The organism is Kytococcus sedentarius, assembly GCF_041937525.1.
In the GTDB taxonomy this organism is placed as follows: domain Bacteria; phylum Actinomycetota; class Actinomycetes; order Actinomycetales; family Dermatophilaceae; genus Kytococcus; species Kytococcus sedentarius_A.
Genome location: NZ_CP169391.1, coordinates 2,062,279 through 2,081,438, shown reverse-complemented (window position 1 = coordinate 2,081,438; position 19,160 = coordinate 2,062,279). Strand labels below are relative to the sequence as shown.

The following is a 19,160-nucleotide window of genomic DNA, read 5'->3' as shown; positions in this document are numbered from 1 at the left end:
GCCCCTCGTCGTACCCCCACCCCTGACGTCGACTCGCCGCTCCGCCCGCGGTGTGACCTCCCGGCCCCGCAGTCGGTCTAGCGTGAAGGCAACAGCACACACATTCGAGGAGACGACCATGCGCACCACCCGCACCCTGGCCCTGATCACCACCGGCCTCGTGGCCGCCGGCACCCTGTCCGCCTGCGGTGGCGGCCCCGACGCCCTGGACCAGGCCGGCACCAAGGAGGTCCTGCTGAGCAGCGAGGACTTCCCGCTGGACGGTTACGAGCAGGGCACGGTGAAGGAGGGCTCCGACAACGACGAGAACATCGACACCGAGGGCCTCAAGAACTCCTTCTCCGCGTTCGGCGAGCTCAACGAGGAGTGCAAGACCGCCATGGACGAGATGAGCGAGCTCAAGCCCTCCGACTACCTGGAGGCCCAGTCCAGCGCCGACTACACCGGCGGCGAGAACAAGACCGTCTCGCTGATGGTGGGTGGCACCAAGGAGGACGCCCAGAAGCTCATCGACGCCTTCAAGAAGCTCGGCGCCGAGTGCGACGAGCTGAAGCAGGAGCAGCAGGGCGTGGAGATCTCCGTGAAGTTCGACGAGGTGGACGAGGACAACTTCGCCGGCAGCACCATCACCATGGAGGCCGCCGGTGAGAAGCAGGAGCTGGCCATGGGCGGCAAGACCGTGGGCGACAACCTGGTCATGGTCATGACGCAGGGCGCCAGCGTGGACGACGCCCAGAAGGTGGTCGAGGCGCAGGCGAAGGCCATCGAGGACAAGTGACCACGGCCTGACGCGCACCAGCGCCCCCGTTCCCCCTGGGAGCGGGGGCGCTCTGGTAGAACGTCACCATGCGTGCTCCCCGGGCACTGTCCACCCTCCTGGCCACCACGTCCCTGCTCATCCTCGCCGCCTGCAGCGGTGGTCCGGACGCGCTGGACCAGGCGGAGTCCCGGGAGGTCCTGCTCAGCGGTGAGGACCTTCCCCTGGACGGCTACACGCAGGGGGCCGTGGCGGAGAACCTCGAACAGAGCGACCAGGCCGATCCCCACGCCTTCCGCCGGAGCTTCGAGCAGTTCGGCAGCCTGGGCGACGAGTGCTCCTCCGCCCTGGACCGACTGGGCACCACCCTCACCCCCAAGGACGTCCTGCAGAGCAAGACCACCGGCGAGTACACCTCCGAGGACCGGACCCTCACCATCACCGTCGGAGGCACCACCACGGACCCCTCGGAGGTCATCGAGGCCCTCCGCGGCATCGGGGCCGACTGCGAGACCCTGGAGCAGGACCAGCCGGGCACGAGTGTCGTGATCACCTTCGAGGAGGTCGAGCACGAGGGCATGACCGGCAGCTCCATCACCGTGGACCTCAACGGCATGCGGACCCAGCAGGTCCTGGGGGCACGGGCCGTGGGCGACAACCTGGTCCTCGTGATGACCAAGGACGTGGGGGTCGAGGACGCAGCCACGGTGCTGGAGGCCCAGGCACAGGCGGTCGAGGACCACTGATCCCCGGTGACCCCGTCCCGGTCGCCTCTGCCACACTCGGCCCCATGAGCCGACGTCGCCGAGGCACCGTGAGCGTGCTGGCCGCCCTGCTGTCCGTCTCCGCCCTGGCCGCCTGCGGCGGCGGGCCGGACGCCCTCGATGAGCAGGCCGCCGAGGAGGCGCTGCTCACCGAGGACGAGTTCCCGCTCGAGGGATACACCCGGGGCAGCGTGACCACCGGCGTCCAGGAGGCCGGCGAGTACGACCCCGCCTCGGCCCCGGACACCAGCGACGAGTGCCGCGAGGCCCTGGAGGCCTTCGGCTCCCTCAACCACGAGGAGTACCTCAGCAGCTCCGCCTCGGCGCGCTTCGACAAGGGCCAGGACGCCAGCATCGAGCTGCAGGTGGCCGGTGCCACCAAGGAGCCGGAGAAGGTCATCGACGTCACCCACGACCTCGGCCGCTGCGGGGAGGTGACCACCAGCGAGGGTGGCCTGGAGCTGACCATCACCTTCGAGGGATTCGAGAAGGGGGACGTCCGCGGTGTGATGATGCGGCAGGCCGTGCAGGGCACCGAGCAGGAGGTGTGGATGGGGGGCCGCGCCGCCGGCAACAACCTCGTCTACGCGTTCGGCAGCGGCGTCTCGCAGGACGATCTCGCCGAGGCGGTCGACGAGCAGGTGGCCAAGATCGAGGACTGAGGACCGCTCAGCGCCGGGCCGCCAGCACCGGGAAGTCCTTGCGCTGGCGCGCCGTGTGCTCGGCGTCGATGACGGCGCGCAGCACCTCCTGCCCCGACCCCGCCTCGGCCAGCACCGACCCGTTCGCGTCGATGATGGTGCTCGCGCCACCCATCTCGTGGTCCCCGGCGTGCGTCCCGGCGGTGTTGCAGGCCACCACCGGCATCTGGTTCTCGATGGCCCGCGCCCGCAGCAGCGCCCGCCAGTGCTCGCGCCGCGGCATCGGCCAGGCCGCCGGGATGACCAACAGGTCCGCCCCCGCATCGAGGCCCTCACGGAAGTACTCGGGGAAGCGCAGGTCGAAGCAGGTGGCCAAGTGGGCGGTGAACGGGCCGATGGGGGCCGTCACCAGCTCGTTCCCGGCCTCGATGGTGCGGGCCTCCCCCGAGTCGAAGCCAAAGCGGTAGACCTTGCGGTAGGTGGCTACCAGGTCGCCCGAGGGGGCGAACAGCATCGCGCTGTTCCACAGGTTCTTGCCCTCCGGACCGGGCTGCGCGCTGCGCTCCACGGTGGACCCGGCGTGCAGGGTGACCCCGGCGTCCCGGGCGGCGGCCGACATCGCCTCCACCACCGCGCGGTCGGCCGCACCGGTCGCCTCCACCGGGCCGGGTGCGGGCAGCACCTGGGCGCGCTCGTCCCAGTGCTTCACGTCGAACCCGCCCACCGGCCACAGCTCCGGCAGCACCACCAGGTCCTGCCCCTTCTCGGCGCGCACCAGAGCGGCCACGCGCTCGATGCGGTCGGCCATCGGCTCGTCGTCGCCGTAGGAGACCTGGATGACGCTGACGGAGAGTTCGCTCATGGCCCCGACGCTACCCGGCGCACCAGGCGGGCCGACCGGCTACCGGCGCTCCCCCATCCGGGCCAGGTGCTCGTTGTAGGCGCGCAGCTCGGCATCGTCGTCCCGGCCGGCCTTGCGGTCGTACCGCTTGCGCTCCCGGTCGTCCGAGCTGGCCCACTCCAGGCCCACCATGATGGCCAGGATCACCACCGGCAGCTCACCGATGCCCCAGGCGATGCCGCCGCCCAGCTGCTGGTCGGCAATGAGGGAGTCCACCCACGGCAGGTCCAGCGTGCGGAAGAAGTCCGGCGCCAGCAGGTAGTTGCCCATCATCATGGCCACGCCGAAGAAGGCGTGACCGGCCAGGGTGGCCAACATGACCACCAGACGCAGCGGGGCGGGCCACTTCACACCACCGGGGTCGGGACCGGCCAGGGTCCAGACGAACAGGTAGCCCACCAACAGGAAGTGCACCACCATGGCCACGTGCCCCCCGTGCGTGGTCAGGGCGATCTCCAGGGCCGGCGACCAGTAGAAGGCCACCAGGGAGACGAAGAAGATCACCGCCGCCACCACCGGGTGCCCGATCACCTGCGCGTAGCGCGAGTGCACGAAGCCCAGCAGCCACTCCCGCGGGCCGATGGTGCGGTCCTTGCGGGCGGCCAGGTTGCGCAGCGCCAGGGTGACCGGAGCCGCGGGCACCAGCAGCAACGGGATGGCCATCATCAGCGTCATGTGCATGACCATGTGCATGGAGAACATGACCCGGCCGTAGACCGTGGGTGCGCCGTTGACCACGTAGGCGAACAGCAGCCAGCCCAGGATCCACATCGGCAGCCGGTGCCAGGGCCAGGAGTCACCCCGTCGGCGCAGCCGCACCCAGCCCCACACGTAGAGGCCGATGGCCACCACGGCCACCGTGCTGAAGAGCCACTCCACCTGCCACTCGGTGAACCAGCTCGATGCGGTGAGCTCGGCCGGGCGCGGATAGCCGGTCAGTCCGATGGCCGGGTCGCCGATGGCCTCACCGGAGACCTCCGGGACTGGTGTGGGCGTGCGCGCCAGGGCCGACCCCAGGCCGGCGGCCAGCGCCATGACCGCGATCTCCGCCGCGGCCAGCCGCCCGAAGGCCCCGCTCTGGTCCCCGGCACTCAGGCGGTCCACCACGCGGCGACGCTGCAGGTAGCCGAAGACGCCCAGCACGGCGAACACCGCCACCTTGGCCAGCAGCAGCTGTCCGTAGGCGGTGGTGAGCAGGTCCCCCCAGTCCACCCGGATGCTGCCGTTCAGCACGCCGCTGGCACCCGTGGCGACGAAGGCACAGAGCGCCACAGTGGAGTAGCGCCGCACGGCCACCGCCCGGTCCTCACCCAGGTCGCGCCACAGCAGGGCCAGCCCGAGCAGGCCACCCACCCAGACGCTCACTCCGATGAGGTGGGCGCCGTAGCCGTTGACGGCGGCGTCGTGGTCGAGCGTCCCCCCGGAGTGGCCGGTGAAGGCCAGCGGCAGGGTGGCCACCAGGGCCACCCAGAAGGCCCAGTGCATGCCACGCCGCGTGGTGCTCCACCCCACCATGGCCGCCACCAGCAGGGCCAGCACCCCGGTGAGCTGCACCTGCACCAGCAGGTCCAGCTCCCACCAGAACGCGAAGAACTGCTGCCAGAAGCCCTCGCCGCCGATGGGCACCCCCAGCACCTCACTGAAGGTCAGCACCGACAGTGCCCACGCGGCCAGGCCCCACACCAGCGCGCCGGCCACGGCCACCCGGCGCAGCATGGGCAACCGTTGCGTGCGTCGTCGCTCGGGAACGATGAAGGCCCCCACCCCCAGGGCTCCGACGGTGGCGGCCATGCCGGCCACCAGGAGGCCCCGCACCACCGGCAGCGACCAGCGGACCGCGGCGCCGGCGTCCACGAGCAGCAGCTGGCGGGTGGCGCCGCTCAGCCAGGAGGCCACGACGGCCACCAGCGCGATGGCGGCGGCCCAGCCCAGCAGCATGCCCCACAGGACGGGTCCCCGGGGTCCGCGCGCGACGGGACGGTCCCCCGCATCGGAGGGGGTGGGGGGCGACTGCACTGCGGGGGAGGACATCACCGACACAGCGTAGTTTGTCGCCCCCGGGACGCGAACGAGCCCGCCCCCACACGGGGGACGGGCTCGTTCGGACCAGGTGGTCGGACCCTCAGGCCTCGACGACCTGCAGCTTGACCGTGGCCAGCACCTCCGGGTGCAGACGCACCGTGGCGGTGTGGTCGCCCAGGGACTTGATGTGCCCGGCGGTCTCGATGCGGCGCTTGTCCACCTGCGGACCGCCGGCGGCGACGATGGCCTCGGCGATCTCACCGGAGGTCACGGCGCCGAAGAGGCGACCGGAACCGGTGGTGGTGGCCTTCACCTTGACGGCGCGGCCCTCGAGCTGCGCCTTCTGGTCCTCGGCCTCCTCCAGCGACTTCACCGCGCGGGTGGCGCGGGCAGCACGGATGGCCTCCACCTGCTTCTCGCCGCCCTTGGTCCACGGGGTGGCCAGGTTGCGGGGCAGCAGGTAGTTGCGGGCGTAGCCGTCCTTCACCTCGACGACGTCGCCCGGCTCACCGAGGTTGCTCACCTCGTTGGTCAGGATGATCTTCATGGCTTCTCCTCCTCGAACTCTCGGGTGCCGGGATCAGCGAGCGGAGCTCGAGTACGGCAGCAGGGCCATCTCGCGGGCGTTCTTCACGGCCTTCGCGATCTGACGCTGCTCCTGGACGGACACGCCGGTCACACGACGGGCGCGGATCTTGCCGCGGTCGGAGATGAACTTCCGCAGCAGGGCGGTGTCCTTGTAGTCGATCTTCTCGATCTTGGCGGCCTTGAGCGGGTTCGCCTTCTTCTTCACGGGCTTGGGGTTGCGCACAACGGACTTGGCCATCGTGGTGCTCTCCTTCGAAAGGTGTGGTGACGCAGGTCACCGGTGATTGAGAGCCCGAGCGGACGACCGCAGGGTCAACTGCTCGGGATGGGTACGGCTGAGGATCAGAACGGGGGCTCGTCGTAGTTCGGAGCGGAGTCCCACGACCCCTGGGGCTGGCCGCCACCGGGGTTTCCCCCGGAGTTGCCGCCGGTGGCCCACGGGTCGCTCTGCTGGTTCTGCTGGTTGGATCCCTGCGGGGAGTCCCAGCCACCGCCGCCCTGGCCCTGGGGGGCGCCGCCACCGGAGTTGCCTCCGAAGCCGCCGCCACCGGACCGCTGGGTCTTGGTGGTGCTGGCCGTCGCGTACTTCAGCGACGGGCCGATCTCGTCGATGTCCATCTCCACCACGGTGCGGCGCTGGCCATCGGTCTCGAAGGACCGCTGCTTGAGCCGACCCTGGGCGATGACCCGCTGACCCTTCTTGAGCGACTCGGCCACGTTCTCCGCGGCCTCGCGCCAGATGGAGCAGCGCATGAACAGCGTCTCGCCGTCCTTCCACTCGTTCGCCTGACGGTCGAACGTGCGGGGGGTGGAGGCGATGGTCAGGTTCGCCACCGCGGCGCCGTTGGGCGTGAAACGCAGCTCCGGGTCAGCGGTGAGGTTCCCGATGATGGTGATGACGGTCTCGCCGGCCATGACCGGCCTCCTTCTCGATGCAGGTGATCGTGCAGATGATCTTCAGTCGTGACGTCTGGGGTGACGGTCCGGACGGACCGCCGCCTCAGGCAGTCGGACGCTGGACCTTGAAGCGCAGCACGGACTCGTTGAGCCCCAGCTGGCGGTCAAGCTCCTTGGCGGTGTCGGTCCCCATGGTCAGGGTGTTCACCACGTACAGGCCCTCGGACTTCTTCTTGATGTCGTAGGCCAGGCGACGACGGCCCCAGATGTCCGTCTCGTCGATGGAACCACCCTCGGTCTTCACGACGTTGAGCAGCTTCTCCACCATCGTGGGCAGGGTGCGCTCGTCGATCTCGGGGTCGATGATCATCATCAGTTCGTACTGACGCATGCGTGAACCCACCTCCTTCGGTCTCGGCGGCCACGGTCTCTCCGTGGCAGGAGGGTCACATCGGTCGTCGCGCCCACCGGCACCATGGTGGTGCGTGGCCGGCGGCACCGTCCGACCTCACGAGGAGGGCTGTGGACGAGCTGACAGCGGCGTGGCGGCGCACGACAACTTGTGGAGTCTACTGCAGGCGCTCACCACGGGACGAACGCAGCGCGAGCAGTGCGATCAGCACCACCCAGACCGCCAGCCGCACGGCGACCACCACGGCGTACCCGTCCTCCGGCATGCCCACCCGGTCGTTGGAACCGCGACCGATGTGCATCCAGACGAAGACGAAGTGGAAGCCCTCCATGACCGCCCACGCCAGGTGGGTGCGCCACCCGAGACCCGCCAGGGCCAGGAAGGGCAGGGCCAGCAGCCCCATCTGGGTGGGCACCTCCGGCTGCAGGGCCACCGCCAGCAGGAGCCCTGCTCCCAGGGCGGCACCCACCTCCCGGCCGTTGGCCGCGCGCCACACCAGCAGGCCGCCCACCAGACACCCGAGCAGCACACCGACGGCGGACACCACCTGCACGACCCAGTCGGCCCGGTCGGCACCCATCCCGGCCACGATGCTCCAGACACCTCCGTGCCCCCCGGAGACCCGCCAGAAGGCCATCCCGCCGAGGGAGTCGGCGTTCCACAGCCACCACGGCACCAGAACCACGACCGCCGCAAGCACCATCGCCGGCCACGCCGAGCGCAGCCGGGACGGGCGGGCGACCACCGACACCACCGCGAGCACCCCCAGCACCGGGAGCCCCGTCACGGCCAGCACCCACAGCACCCCGGCCACGGCCGAGGAGACCGGCCTGCCGCGGCGCCAGAGCACGCACCCCCAGACGGCCAGGGCAACCCACACCAGCAGGTCGGAGACCAGCATCAGCGGCACCAGCAGGGGGGACAGCGCCACGTGCGAGGCCACCCACGGGTCCGACCCGTCGGCACGCGCCCAGTCCACGACCGCCACCACCAGGGCGGCGAGCGCCAGCACCAGCAGCACCACCCACAGCGCGAAGTAGACCTGCTGCTCGGCCTGGTCCGGGAACGCCCCGGCCGGCACTCCCACCAGCCACAGCAGCGCCGCGCGCAGGGGTGGCACGTGCGGCATCGCGCTCTCGGGGCCGGACCACGGCGCTGCCCCGGTGTTCATGCCGGAGCTGGTCCACCGCACCACCGGGTCCGAGTAGCACATGCGCCAGATGAGCTGGGGGCTGCGCCACCCGCCCTCGATGCAGTTGTTCTTCTGCAGCACCGCGAACACCAGCGGCAGTGCACTGAGGGCCACGAGCACCGATGCGGGGAACCACGGGCCGCGACGACGGGGCGCCACGTGTGCCCCATCGGTGCCACCGACGGCCCCCATCGCGAGGCGGGGCACGGGGTCCCGGCGCGCTGCCCGGCGCCGGCCGCGGACGGCGGCGCGAACGCCCGCCAGGCCCCGGGCGCCGCTCACGCGCCTGATCCGCTCCACAGCCACTCCCCGTCTCGTCGTCATCGGTGCCCATCATGGCCGGTCGACGGCCGCCGGGCGCACCGGCCTAGAATCTGCGGCGCGTGGAACATCCTGCCGGGTTGCGGACGTTGGTCACGCCAGGAAGCAACAAAGGGAGAGAAATGTCCACTGTGCGTGTCGCCATCGCTGGCGTCGGAAACTGTGCCACCTCGCTGGTCGAAGGTGTGGAGTACTACCGCAACACCCCCGCTGACAGCACCGTCCCGGGACTCATGCACGTCGACTTCGGTGGGTACCACGTCGGGGACGTGGAGTTCGTGGCCGCCTTCGACGTGGACGCGGACAAGGTCGGCAAGGACCTGTCGCAGGCGATCCGCGCCGGTCAGAACAACACGATGAAGATCACCGACGTGCCCACCGCCGGCGTGGAGGTGCAGCGCGGCCCCACCCTGGACGGGCTGGGCAAGTACTACCGGATGACCATCGAGGAGTCCGCCGCGGAGCCGGTGGACGTCGTGCAGGTCCTGAAGGACACCGGTGCCGACGTGCTGGTCTCCTACCTGCCGGTGGGTTCCGAGGAGGCGGACAAGTTCTACGCGCAGGCCGCCATCGACGCGGGCGTCGCGTTCGTGAACGCCCTGCCGGTGTTCATCGCCAGCGACCCCGAGTGGGCGCAGAAGTTCCGCGACGCCGGGGTGCCGATCGTCGGTGACGACATCAAGTCCCAGGTCGGCGCGACCATCACCCACCGCGTCATGGCCAAGCTGTTCGAGGACCGCGGCGTGGAGCTGGACCGCACCTACCAGCTGAACGTCGGCGGCAACATGGACTTCAAGAACATGTTGGAGCGGGAGCGTCTGGAGTCCAAGAAGATCTCCAAGACCCAGGCCGTCACCTCCAACGTGACGCACCAGTTCGAGGAGCGTGACGTCCACATCGGCCCGTCGGACTACGTGCAGTGGCTGGACGACCGCAAGTGGGCCTACGTGCGCCTGGAGGGCCGCGCCTTCGGTGACGCCCCGCTGAACCTGGAGTACAAGCTCGAGGTGTGGGACTCGCCCAACTCGGCCGGCATCATCATCGACGCCATCCGCGCCGCGAAGATCGCCAAGGACCGCGGCGTCGGCGGCCCGATCCTCTCCGCGAGCGCCTACCTCATGAAGTCCCCGCCCGAGCAGCGGCCGGACGACCTGGGCCGCGCGGAGCTGGAGAAGTTCATCCGCGGCGAGGTCGACAGCTGATCCACCACTGACCAGAGCCCTCCGGCCCGCCGGGGGGCTCTGGCACGTGCGGCCCCGGGGGGGGCTCGGGTTGCCGAGGTGGGGGGCCCGGCCCACACTGGTCCGGACCCCCTCCCCCTTACCCGTCGGAGACACCATGCGCCGCACCGCCTCGTTCCGCTCCGCCGCTCCCGCGGACACCGCGGGACCCACCCGCCGGGGGCAGCACTGACCACGACTGCTGCTGGGGGCCGGCGCATCCTCCTGGTGGGTCACTGCCGCTCACCGATCCGCCCGCCGTTCCCCGGGGGCCTGGAGGCCCTCACCTGGTACCTGTCGACCCGCCTGGCCCAGCGCGGCCACGAGGTGGTGGTCTTCGCGGCGGCCGGGTCGGACTGCGGACCGGGCACACGCATCGTCACCCCGGACGACCTGGGCGTGAGGGTGGACCCCGGCGCTCCGTGGGAGGAGACGCGCGACGACGTCACCCGCGCCTACGAGGCACTGGTCCGCCACCTCCCGGAGCTCGGCGTGGGCCTGGTGCACAACCACAGTCTCAACCCGACCGTCCCCCGGCTGCGCCACCAGCTGGACGTGCCCGTCCTCACCACCCTGCACACGCCCCCGCTGGTGCCGATGCTGGGCGCCTTCCGCCTCACCCCTCCCCACCCCGGCGAGGTGGTGGCCGTCAGCGCCCACACCGCCCGCTCGTGGCGTCGCGCCCTGCGAGGTGGTCTGCTCGATCCCGAGGTGGTGCACAACGGGGTGGACACCGACGCCTGGCCGCTGGGCCCCGGTGGGGACTCCCTGGTGTGGTTCGGCCGTCTGGTGCCCGAGAAGGGGCCGGGCACCGCCATCGACATGGCCCGCCACCTGGGCATGCCCCTGCGCCTGGTGGGTCCACGCAGCGACCCTGCCTGGTTCGACGAGCACATCCGGCCCCGCCTCGGTGACGGCGTCGAGTACCTCGGCCACCTCGACACCCCGCAGCTCGCGGAGGTCGTGGGGCAGAGTGCCGCAACCCTCGTGACGCCCCAGTGGGACGAGCCCTTCGGCCTCATCGCCGCCGAGTCCGCGGCCTGCGGCACCCCGGTGATCTCGCTGCGCCGCGGTGGACTGCCCGAGGTGGTCTCGTCCGGGACGGGGCACATCGTCCCCGCCGACGACTGGTCGTCCGAGCTGGACGACGCCCTGGCCGGAGCCCTGGCCCTGAACCGCTCCGCAGTGCGCAGGGAGGTGGAGGAGCGGTTGGGCCTGGACCGCATGGTGGACGCCTACGAGTCCCACTACGAGCAGCTCCTGTCCGGAACCGCTCCGGGGGCTCACCCCGGCCTGGCGGTGGGGCGGTGACCCGGCTGCGCCTGCTCTCCCTGCCGGCGGACCACCGGTACGTGCGCCACGCCGTCGGCAGCCCCGGGGAGACCGGCTCGGTGCTGCTGCCCGATCCCCCCGTGCCCGGGGCCGCCCAGGGCGTCTGGTGGCCCTCACCTGCCTGGGAGCCGGCCTGGGTGCAGGAGCACCGCGGCGAGTTCGACCTGGTGCACGTGCACTTCGGTTTCGAGCACCGCACCCCGGAGCAGGTGCTGGAGTGGACCCGCACCCTGCGCCGGTGGGGGATCCCGCTCGCGGTGACGGTCCACGACCTCGACCTGCCCCACACCCGCGACCAGCAGGACCACCGGCGACGCCTGGCCCACCTCGTGGGCGCGGCCGACGAGGTGCTCACCCTCACCGAGGGGGCGGCGACAGCGGTCCGAGAGCTGACCGGCCGCACCCCCGCCGTCCTCCCGCACCCCCGCATGGAGCCCCTGGAGGTCATCCGCGCCGTGGTGCGACCGCCTGTGCCCACCGGCCCCGTGACGGTGGGTGTGCACCTGAAGTCGTTGCGTGCCAACGCCGGCCGCGTGGAACTCCTGGAGGGCCTCGGGGCAGCTGCCGCCGAGCTGGGCCCTGGCCGGGCGCAGCTCGAGGTGACTCTGCACCGCGAGGTGGCCGACCCCTCATCGGACCACCACGACGCATCGATCGTGCGGTGGGCGGCCCGTCAGGAGGACCGCCCGGGTGTGGACGTGCGCTGGATCGACCCCCTGGACGATGCGGGGTTCACGGCCTACCTGTCAGCGCTGGGCGTCTCGGTGCTCCCCCACCGCTGGGGCACGCACTCCGGCTGGGTGGAGCAGTGCCTGGACCTGGGCACGGTGCCGGTGGTGCCGGACGTCGGCCACCTGGAGGAACAGGGGGCGCGGCACGTCTACCGCTGGCGGGGCGATCGCCCGGACCACCGCAGCCTCGTCACCGCCCTGGGTGCGGCCGTGGAGGAGGCACGGCAGGGGCGCGGGGAGGCCGCTGCCGCGGCGTGGGCCGACCACCGGGCACGGCAGGATGAGGTGAACCGGACCGCGCACGCCCGGGCCCACCACCGGGCCCTGGCCGCGCACCAGCACAAGGAGGCCTCATGAGCGCCACCCCCGGCGACCCGACCACCCCGGACCGGGCCGGTGACCTGCCCACCGACCCCGAGGCCGGACGCCGCGCCCACTACGGCCAGTTCTACGGCCTCCACGAGGTGCCCGACGGCCCGGTGGGCATGGTGCACGGCAACTGCCAGGCCGAGTCGCTGCGGGTGCTGCTCTCCGCGGCCGATGCGGGTGGGCGCACCTGGGTGCGCGTACCGCCCGTGCACGAGCTGACCCCGGAGGACCTGGAGCACCTGGACCGCCTGCTGGCGCGCACGACCACCGTCGTGGCACAGCCCGTGAAGGACGACTACCGGGGGCTTCCCACGGGCACCCGGCAGGTGATCGCCCGCGCCACGGCGGGCGCGCAGAGGGTGGTGGTGCCGATCGTGCGCTACCGGGGACTGCACCCCCAGCAGCGGCTGGTGCGGGGGCCCGGCATCGAGGACCCGCCGCTGGTGCCCTACCACCACACCGGGGCGATCGCCCGCGCCGCCGGGCTGCCGGACCCCACCCCGGGGCCCGCGGTGGTGCGTGCGATCGCCGAGGAGTCCCTGGCCGAGCAGCGCCGCCGCCAGGGGGCCAGCGGCGCCGTGCCGGTGGACGACCTGGTGCGGGCCGCCGGTGCGCGGGCCACGAACACCATCAACCACCCGGGCAACCCGGTGCTGCTGGGCCTGGCCCAGCGGGTGGCCGACCAGCTGGGCACCACCGGGGAGGTCACCGACCCCGGGCGGGAGCTGCTGCGCTCGGTGTACGCACCGGTCACGGCAGCCACCCTGGAGGCCTTGGGCCTGGACGGCGAGCCCCGCGACCACTGGCTCGTCGAGGGCGAGGCGATGTCCGACGAGGAGGTGGTGTCCACGCAGGCCGCCTGGCTGCGCCGCAACCCCCGGGTGCTCGCGTTCGCCCTGCAGAAGGTGCGCGACGACCTGGTGGCCACCGGAGCCGTCGGGGCCCTCCGTGGCGCCCCCTCCGATGCGGTGAGCCCCCCTCCCGCAGGCCCTGTCCACCTCGTGGTGGGCCCCGCCCGCCACGGTGTGGTGGTGCACGGCGAGCGCCTCGCCCGGGCCGGCGGGGAGGAGGTGCTGCGCGTGGAGGACGGGGAGGTGACGGCCGGCCCCACGCCCGGTGACCTGGCCGGCCGCGAGGTGGTCGTGCAGTTCACCGACCGTGCCTTCGGTTCCCCCCCCGAGGCTGCTGCCGAGGCGTTCGAGCGGTGGGTGGGCCGGGCCGCATCGGTGCAGGTGGTTCTGCACGACGTGCCGCAGCCCAGCGACGGGGCCGGGCAGGCCCGCCGCACGGCCGCCTACGAGCGCGTGGTGCGCGCCGCCGACCGCGTGGTGGTGAGCAGCGAGCACGAGCGGGGACTGCTGGAACAGGCCACGGGGCTGCACGCCCATCGCATCACCGTGGTGCCACTGCCCGTGGAGCGGGAGAAGACGGACGGTGCCGCCGCCCCCGCCGAGTCGACCGTGCTGGCGGATCTGCCGTCCGGCCCGTGGGTGGCGACCCTGGGTTTCGCCTACCCCGGCAAGGGACTCGAGGAGGTGGTGGATGCCACGGCCGCCGTGGCCGCCGACCCCAACCTCCCCCCGGAGGCCCGTCCGGCCGGGGTGCTGAACCTCGGCGGCGCCGCACCGGGGCACGAGGACCTGCTGGAACAGCTCGCTGAGCGCGCGGCCGCACGTGGCACCCGCTTCGTGGCCACCGGCTGGCTGTCGCAGGAGGAGCTCGACACGGCCTGCCGCCACGTGGAGGTGCCCGTGGCCTACCACCGCCACGTCTCCGCATCGGGCTCGGTGAACAGCTGGCTCGCTGCCGGGCGACGACCGCTCGTGGTGCGCTCGGACTACGCGACCGAGCAGCACGACCGCATGCCGGGCAGCATGGTGCTGGTGGACCACTCCGACGACCTCGCAGGACTGGCCGGGGCCCTGCGGGCCGCCCTCGAGGCGCCCGCCACCACCCACCAGGACGATGCGGTGGAGCTGTGGCCCTCCTGGGAACAGGCCGCCGCGATGCTGCGGGCGGCGCGGTGACCACACGCCGCGACGGGGCGAGCCCGCCCGGCGACCGGGTGGGGACCCAGCCCCTGGTGACCGTGGTGGTGCCCCACTACGAGTCGCCCGAGCCGCTGGCCCGTCTGCTGGAGGCCCTGCGCCACACCACGCTCCCGGCGGACCAGGTGGAGGTGGTGGTGGCCGACGACGGCTCCACGACGCCCCCGGTGCTGCCGGACGACCACCCGATGACCCTCCGACTCGTCCGCCAGGAGCGCGACGGGTTCCGGGCCGCCGCGGCCCGCAACCTGGGTGCGCGTGCGGCCCGCGGGCGGGTGCTGGTCCTCCTGGACGGCGACATGCTGCCCGAGCCGGACTGCCTGGAGCAGCTCGCCCGCGCCGCCGGGGCCGGACACCCCACCCTCGTGGTGGGACGTCGGCGGCACCACGAGGTGACCGGGTGGAGCGCTGACCGGGTGGGGGTCTGGCTCCGGGGAGAGGGGCCCGCCCCGCAGGAGCTCGAGGAGCCGGCGTGGCTGGCCGACGGCTACCGCTGGACCGATCACCTGCGAGCCGCCGACGACGCATCCTTCCGCTACGTGATCAGCGCCGTCATGGCCGTCCCGCGGGCGGCGTTCGAGGAGCTCGGCGGCTTCGACGAGTCCTTCGTGGGCTACGGCGGCGAGGACTGGGAGCTCGCCCAGCGGTGCTGGCTGGCCGGGTGGGACCTGCTCCACGAGCACCGGGCCGTCGCCTGGCACGACGGTCCGGAGATCTCCGGGCGTGCCGAGGACCTGGTGGCCGTCAAGAACGCGGAGACCGCCCACCTCGCCCGCCGGCTGACGCACCCCCTGGTCCGCGGACGGGGTCTCGCGTACGCGGTGCCGGACACCGTCATCGAGGCCGACGCCACCGACTGGCCCCTGGGCGCCGCACTGGTCGCGGTGGAGTCCTGGCTCCGGGACGCCGACGCGGGCGTGTGGTGGGGCGACACCGCATCGGACGCGCTGCTCGAGGCGCTCGCCGAGGATCCCCGGGTGCACGGTGGCAGCCCGCCGGACGAGGTGCTCGCGCGCTGCCGCTGGCGGGTGCGGGTGGAGCGGCCGGTGACCGTGACGGGGAGCTGGGAGGACGTCGTGCGCGATGCGGTGAGCGTGCCCTCCGTGGGTGGGTCACCGGGCGTGGGTGAATCCGCCGCCGTGGCCCGGGTGGCCACCTCACGCCGACTGGCCCGCGCGCGGCTCACGGGCGAGGCGGACGCCTGGTGTGCGGTCCACGGGGTGGACGCTCCCGCATCGAGCAGTCCGGACGACGCGCCCCCGGTGCGGCTGCTGGCGGACGACGTGATGGTCGAGCGGGCGCGACAGGTGTGGCTGTGATCGGCTACTACGTGCACCACGTGGGCGCCGGGCACGCCACCCGCGCCACGGCCGTGGCGCGGGCCTGTGCGGCCCGCGGCCAGGAGGTCGTGGGGCTCTCCAGCCGCCCACGCCCGGACGACTGGCCCGGCGAGTGGGTGGAGCTGCCCGAGGACACGACCGGCATCGACCACCTCGCCGACCCCGCGCCGCACCACGACGTGACGGCCGGTGGCGTCCTGCACTTCGCGCCCTTGCAGGCGGGTTTCGGGCCGCGGCAGCAGGCGATCGCGCAGTGGGTGGCGCAGCGGCAGCCACGCGTGGTGGCCGTGGACGTGTCGGTGGAGGTGACCGCGATGGTGAGGCTGCTCGGCGTGCCCGTGGTGACCGTCGCGATGCCGGGCGACCGCAGCGACGCGCCGCACCGGCTGGGCTACCGGATGGCGCGCCGGATCGTGGCCTGTTGGCCCGAGGGGGCGCACCCCGACCACGTGGTGACCGGGCCGGACCTGGCGGGGCGCACGACGTTCGTGGGGGGTGTGTCGCGCTTCGCGCGGGGGGTGGGGGGCGGCGCTCCCCGCCCGCGCGATGCGGCCCTGGGCGTGCTGCTGTGGGGCCACGGGAGCGACGCCCCGGGCCCGGCCGAGCTGGACGGCCTGCGCGCAGCGGACCCCGGCGTGCACTGGGAGCTGGCGCGGGACCTGCCGCCGAGGGAGCTGTGGTCCCTGCTGACCCGGGCGGGCGTGGTGGTCACCCATGCCGGGCAGGGTGCGGTGGCTGACGTGGCCACGGCTGGAGCACCCGCAGTGGTGGTGGCACAGCCCCGACCGCACGACGAGCAGGCCTCCACCACCCGGGCGCTCGACCGCTGCGGCGTCGCGGCCACGGCCCACGGGTGGCCTGGGGACGAGGCGTGGCCGGAGCTGCTGGCGACTGCGCGGAGGATCGGCGGGGGCGCATGGGAGGGCTGGCTGGGCACGGGAGCGGCCGGCATCGCAGAGGTGCTGCGGGGCGTCTGACGGGTGGGATCTCAGCCCTGACTGGCGTTGTCCACAGGTGGTCGGGGTCTTCGGGTGCTCATCCACAGACACCCGTTGTGCTTGTGGTGGTACATCTGTTGTGGTACGGTGGTGGCGGGAAAGGGGGATCTCCATGAATGACCACCAGACACCACCCGTGGCGCAGGACATCCGCGCCCAGCTCTGGGAGTGGGGAGAGCGCTTGCGGGGGTCTGCTGCGCACGAGCTGGTCGAGGGGCTGCGGGCGCTCGAGGAGCTGCGCAACGTCGTCAGTGGGGTCCAGCTCGATGCGGTCGCCGCACTGGCGCACGCCCAGCACCGGGAGGATCTCGACGAGGGGGTCGACGAGGAGGGCGCCGGTGCCTGCACGGCCGGCATGGTCGGCCTCGCGCGGCGGGAGTCGCCGCATCGGGCAGCGGGGGCACTGTCCCTGGCCGCGCGGTTGCAGGACGACCTGCCGGTCACCCGGAAGGAGCTGCTGGCCGGGCGGGCCACGGAGTACCAGGCCCAGCTGATGGCCACCCACACCTCCTACCTCTCCCGGAAGCACCGGTTGGCGGTCGACGCCACGGTCGCTCCCCGCATCGAGCAGCTGTCACCGCGGCGCCTCGCGAACGAGATCAAGCGGGTGGCGTACGCCAAGGACCCCCGTGCCTCCGTGGAGCAGGTGGGCCGCGCGCACCACGAGCGCCGGGTCACGATGCGCCCCCAGCCGGACACGATGACGCTGCTCACCGCCTCGGTGCCCGCCGTCCAGGGAGTGGCCGCCTGGGCCTCCCTGGACCGGGAGGCCGCCGCACGGAAGGCCACCGGCGACGAGCGGAGCCTCGACCAGCTGCGGGCCGACATCCTCATCGAGCGCCTCACCGGTCAGGCGAGCGCCCACCTGGTGCCCGTGGAGGTGCAGCTGGTGGTACCGGTCGGCACGGTCTTCGGTGAGGCACTGGTCCACGAGGCGGCAAGGGCGTCGGATCGTGCGCCGCAGGATGACCACGGGCCAGGAGCCGTCACCCCGGTGGGCCCACTCGCCACGCCGACGGTCTCGGCCGAGGGGAGCGTGGGTCAGCTCGACACCCGCGCCCTCGAGCTGCTGCTCGGCCGGGCCCAGCGCTTCGCGGACGAGAAGGCTCCCGCCTTCCTCAGCGGCTACGGCCCCCTGCCGGCGCCGGAGGCCCGCCAGATCGTGCGTCGCGCTCCGGCAGCTCGGCTGCGACGGCTGCTGGCGGACCCGTTCACCGGGTCCGTCATCGGGCGGGAGAGCCGGTCCCGGACCTTCTCCCCTGCCGACCGGGACCTGCTGGTCGCGCGAGACCAGTTCTGTCGCACCCCGTGGTGCGACGCCCCCATCAGGGAGGCCGACCACGTGACCCCATGGGCCGAGGGAGGGCCGACCTCCCTGGTGAACGGTCAGGGACTCTGCACCCGCTGCAACCAGGCCAAGAACCATCCCCGGTGGTACGCCGAACCCGTGGCGGCCGAACCCGTGGCGGCGGATGCGCTCACCGGCCCAGCGGTCGACCAGCAGCAGTCGGTCACCACGACCACCCCGACCGGTCACCGGTACACGAGTCCCGTCCCCACCCCGTATGCGTCGTGGGACGAGAGAAACCCGGCGTCGTGGGACGAGAGAACCCCGGCCCCGTCGGACGAGAGAACCCGGGCCCCGTGGGGCAGGATGACGGTGCCCCCTGCTCGAAGGAGACCCCTGCCGTGAGCACACCCGCCCCCACGACGGCCGTGATCACGCTGGCCCACGGGCGCCACCCCCATCTGGCCAACCAGCGGAGGTCGCTGGCCGCGTCGGCCGTGGCTCCTGCCCTGCACGTGGTGGTGGCCATGGACGACCCCGAGATCGAGGAGGTGGTCGCCGCCCACCCCGTCCCCGGCACCACCACCCGGGTGGTGCACTGCGAGCGCGCAGAGGGCAACCTGCCCCTGTCGGCCGCCCGCAACCTGGGTGCGAGCACGGCCACCGGTGCGGGGGCCGAGGTGCTGGTCTTCCTGGACGTCGACTGCATCGCCGAACCAGAGCTGGTGGGCACCTACGCCGCGACGGTCGGCACCCCCTCGGGCACCCACGCCACACCCCGCCTGTGGTGTGGCGTGACCGGCCGCCTCCGGGAGGTCGCCGACCCGATCAGGGACTACCCGGTGGAGGACCTCGCTGCCCTGCGCGCCCTGTCCGACCCCGCGGCAGGCCGCCCCACGCCCGGACCCGGGGAGGTGGTGGAGGAGCCGGAGCTGACCCGCTTCTGGTCGTTGAACTTCGCCATGGGCGCCGCGGACTTCGAGGCCGTCGGCGGGTTCGACGAGGCCTATGTGGGCTACGGCGGGGAGGACACGGACTTCGCCCAGCGGGTCGGTGCCGCCGGGGGCACCATGGCCTGGCTCGGGGGTGCCGCCGCCCACCACCAGTGGCACACCACCCACTCCCCACCGTGGGACCACGTCCAGGACGTGGTGCGCAACGCCGGGGTGTTCGCCGAGCGGTGGGGGTGGTGGCCGATGGAGGGGTGGCTCGCCCAGTTCGCCGAGGCGGGGCTGGTCCGGCGCGATGCCGACACCGGCGCCTGGGAGCTGGTCGCCCGGCCCTGACCCCGACCACCCTCGACCGGTGGCGCCGGATCTGCACGGTTCGGCCGCGGTCC

At 72.8% G+C, this 19,160-nt stretch carries 18 protein-coding genes; 11 read left to right on the top strand and 7 right to left on the bottom strand.

From position 1 onward, the window contains the following. The first annotated feature begins 118 nt into the window (after positions 1-118). The 3 genes from ACEY2A_RS09650 to ACEY2A_RS09640 all read left to right on the top strand — a co-directional run bounded on the left by ACEY2A_RS09650 (position 119) and on the right by ACEY2A_RS09640 (position 2,183). Positions 119-778 (top strand): hypothetical protein, encoded by a 660-nt coding sequence (locus tag ACEY2A_RS09650; RefSeq protein ID WP_374928387.1) that lies wholly within the window; start codon positions 119-121, stop codon positions 776-778. 68 nt (positions 779-846) lie between these two features. Then, the gene (locus tag ACEY2A_RS09645; RefSeq protein WP_374928386.1) at positions 847-1,503 is read left to right on the top strand and encodes a hypothetical protein; all 657 of its coding nucleotides are present in this window, start codon (positions 847-849) and stop codon (positions 1,501-1,503) included. A gap of 44 nt (positions 1,504-1,547) precedes the next feature. Beyond that, on the top strand, positions 1,548-2,183 hold the full coding sequence (locus tag ACEY2A_RS09640) for a hypothetical protein (RefSeq protein WP_374928385.1): 636 nt from the start codon (positions 1,548-1,550) through the stop codon (positions 2,181-2,183). 7 nt (positions 2,184-2,190) lie between these two features. On the opposite strand, the gene ACEY2A_RS09635 is transcribed toward ACEY2A_RS09640, so the two are convergent. From ACEY2A_RS09635 to ACEY2A_RS09605, 7 genes are all read right to left on the bottom strand, one after another. After that, positions 2,191-3,024 (bottom strand): carbon-nitrogen family hydrolase, encoded by an 834-nt coding sequence (locus tag ACEY2A_RS09635; protein ID WP_374928384.1) that lies wholly within the window; start codon positions 3,022-3,024, stop codon positions 2,191-2,193. 39 nt (positions 3,025-3,063) lie between these two features. Then, positions 3,064-5,094, bottom strand: a complete 2,031-nt coding sequence (locus tag ACEY2A_RS09630; protein WP_374928383.1) for a cytochrome c oxidase assembly protein — start codon at positions 5,092-5,094, stop codon at positions 3,064-3,066. Between the two features lie 91 nt (positions 5,095-5,185). Then, positions 5,186-5,632, bottom strand: coding sequence for a 50S ribosomal protein L9 (gene rplI, locus ACEY2A_RS09625; protein ID WP_374928382.1), 447 nt, complete (start codon positions 5,630-5,632; stop codon positions 5,186-5,188). Positions 5,633-5,665: 33 nt separating this feature from the next. Next, positions 5,666-5,911 carry a 30S ribosomal protein S18 gene (gene rpsR, locus ACEY2A_RS09620; protein WP_070703328.1) on the bottom strand — a complete coding sequence of 82 codons (246 nt, stop codon included), beginning with the start codon at positions 5,909-5,911 and terminating at the stop codon, positions 5,666-5,668. A gap of 104 nt (positions 5,912-6,015) precedes the next feature. Further along, complete coding sequence (locus tag ACEY2A_RS09615; RefSeq protein ID WP_374928381.1) at positions 6,016-6,588, bottom strand: single-stranded DNA-binding protein; 573 nt, start codon at positions 6,586-6,588, stop codon at positions 6,016-6,018. Between the two features lie 85 nt (positions 6,589-6,673). Beyond that, complete coding sequence (gene rpsF, locus ACEY2A_RS09610; protein ID WP_374928380.1) at positions 6,674-6,961, bottom strand: 30S ribosomal protein S6; 288 nt, start codon at positions 6,959-6,961, stop codon at positions 6,674-6,676. 178 nt (positions 6,962-7,139) lie between these two features. Then, positions 7,140-8,456 (bottom strand): hypothetical protein, encoded by a 1,317-nt coding sequence (locus tag ACEY2A_RS09605; RefSeq protein ID WP_374928379.1) that lies wholly within the window; start codon positions 8,454-8,456, stop codon positions 7,140-7,142. Between the two features lie 161 nt (positions 8,457-8,617). On the opposite strand from ACEY2A_RS09605, the gene ACEY2A_RS09600 reads away from it, so the two are divergent. The 8 genes from ACEY2A_RS09600 to ACEY2A_RS09565 all read left to right on the top strand — a co-directional run bounded on the left by ACEY2A_RS09600 (position 8,618) and on the right by ACEY2A_RS09565 (position 19,107). Next, positions 8,618-9,697 carry an inositol-3-phosphate synthase gene (locus ACEY2A_RS09600; protein ID WP_374928378.1) on the top strand — a complete coding sequence of 360 codons (1,080 nt, stop codon included), beginning with the start codon at positions 8,618-8,620 and terminating at the stop codon, positions 9,695-9,697. 246 nt (positions 9,698-9,943) lie between these two features. After that, on the top strand, positions 9,944-11,026 hold the full coding sequence (locus tag ACEY2A_RS09595) for a glycosyltransferase family 4 protein (protein WP_374928377.1): 1,083 nt from the start codon (positions 9,944-9,946) through the stop codon (positions 11,024-11,026). After that, positions 11,023-12,135: a hypothetical protein gene (locus tag ACEY2A_RS09590; protein WP_374928376.1), complete on the top strand. Its 1,113-nt coding sequence runs from the start codon at positions 11,023-11,025 to the stop codon at positions 12,133-12,135. The genes ACEY2A_RS09595 and ACEY2A_RS09590 overlap by 4 nt, the downstream gene beginning before the upstream one ends. Continuing rightward, positions 12,132-14,174 carry a WcbI family polysaccharide biosynthesis putative acetyltransferase gene (locus ACEY2A_RS09585; RefSeq protein ID WP_374928375.1) on the top strand — a complete coding sequence of 681 codons (2,043 nt, stop codon included), beginning with the start codon at positions 12,132-12,134 and terminating at the stop codon, positions 14,172-14,174. The genes ACEY2A_RS09590 and ACEY2A_RS09585 overlap by 4 nt, the downstream gene beginning before the upstream one ends. Continuing rightward, complete coding sequence (locus ACEY2A_RS09580) at positions 14,171-15,514, top strand: glycosyltransferase family 2 protein (RefSeq protein ID WP_374928374.1); 1,344 nt, start codon at positions 14,171-14,173, stop codon at positions 15,512-15,514. The genes ACEY2A_RS09585 and ACEY2A_RS09580 overlap by 4 nt, the downstream gene beginning before the upstream one ends. Beyond that, positions 15,511-16,512: a glycosyltransferase gene (locus tag ACEY2A_RS09575; protein ID WP_374928373.1), complete on the top strand. Its 1,002-nt coding sequence runs from the start codon at positions 15,511-15,513 to the stop codon at positions 16,510-16,512. Before ACEY2A_RS09580 ends, ACEY2A_RS09575 begins: the two co-directional genes overlap by 4 nt. Before the next feature lie 133 nt (positions 16,513-16,645). After that, positions 16,646-18,226 (top strand): DUF222 domain-containing protein, encoded by a 1,581-nt coding sequence (locus tag ACEY2A_RS09570; protein WP_374928372.1) that lies wholly within the window; start codon positions 16,646-16,648, stop codon positions 18,224-18,226. After that, positions 18,223-19,107: a glycosyltransferase family 2 protein gene (locus ACEY2A_RS09565; RefSeq protein ID WP_374928371.1), complete on the top strand. Its 885-nt coding sequence runs from the start codon at positions 18,223-18,225 to the stop codon at positions 19,105-19,107. The genes ACEY2A_RS09570 and ACEY2A_RS09565 overlap by 4 nt, the downstream gene beginning before the upstream one ends. Positions 19,108-19,160 lie beyond the last annotated feature (53 nt).